Origin of the sequence: Fundidesulfovibrio magnetotacticus (assembly GCF_013019105.1) — a bacterium.
Classification (GTDB): domain Bacteria; phylum Desulfobacterota; class Desulfovibrionia; order Desulfovibrionales; family Desulfovibrionaceae; genus Fundidesulfovibrio; species Fundidesulfovibrio magnetotacticus.
On record NZ_BLTE01000052.1, the window covers coordinates 1 to 595 of the forward strand.

At 68.6% G+C, this 595-nt stretch carries 1 protein-coding gene; it reads left to right on the forward strand.

The genetic code is table 11. From position 1 onward, the window contains the following. Positions 1–595, forward strand: a 595-nt coding sequence (locus NNJEOMEG_RS20260) for a hypothetical protein (protein WP_217270634.1), incomplete at both ends; no start/stop codon positions are given.

The window sequence follows — 595 nt, forward strand, 5'->3', positions numbered from 1 at the left end:
CTTCGTGGAGCATCCCACGGACAAGTCCAACCGGCCCAAGAAGCTGGACGTGCCCTACTCGGTGCTGGGGCCCTATCTGGGCGAGCTGTTCCTCAAGGCCTTCGTCACCGGGCTGCACTCGCCTGACGAGCGGCCCACGGCCCAGGAATGGGAACGGGCCCTCTACAAGACCTGGGACCTGCTGATCCCCTGCCCCGGGGCCAATTGCTCCCACGGGTGGGTCGTCATGCACGACGCGTCCATCCGCAAGTGTCCGGTCTGCGGTGAGAGGCTGCAGGGTTCCATGCCGGTGTTGAGCCTGCGCTCGGAGTCGCGCCCCGGGCAGTGGACCTCGGACGGGGAACTGGCCGTCTACGCCGACGGCAGGCAGGCCCAGGCCCTCTACAGCTGGCACGTGATGCACGGCGCGCCCCGCGCGGAGGGGGCGGACACCACCCGGATGGGCTACTTCGCCTTCCACCAGGGCAAGTGGATCCTGGTCAACGAGAAGCTCACGTCCCTCAAGTCCCCCGGGGGCAACCACGTTCCCCAGGGAGCGGCAGTGGAGCTCGTGGACGGGGCGCAGTTCATGCTCTCCTCCGAGGGCAACGGCCGC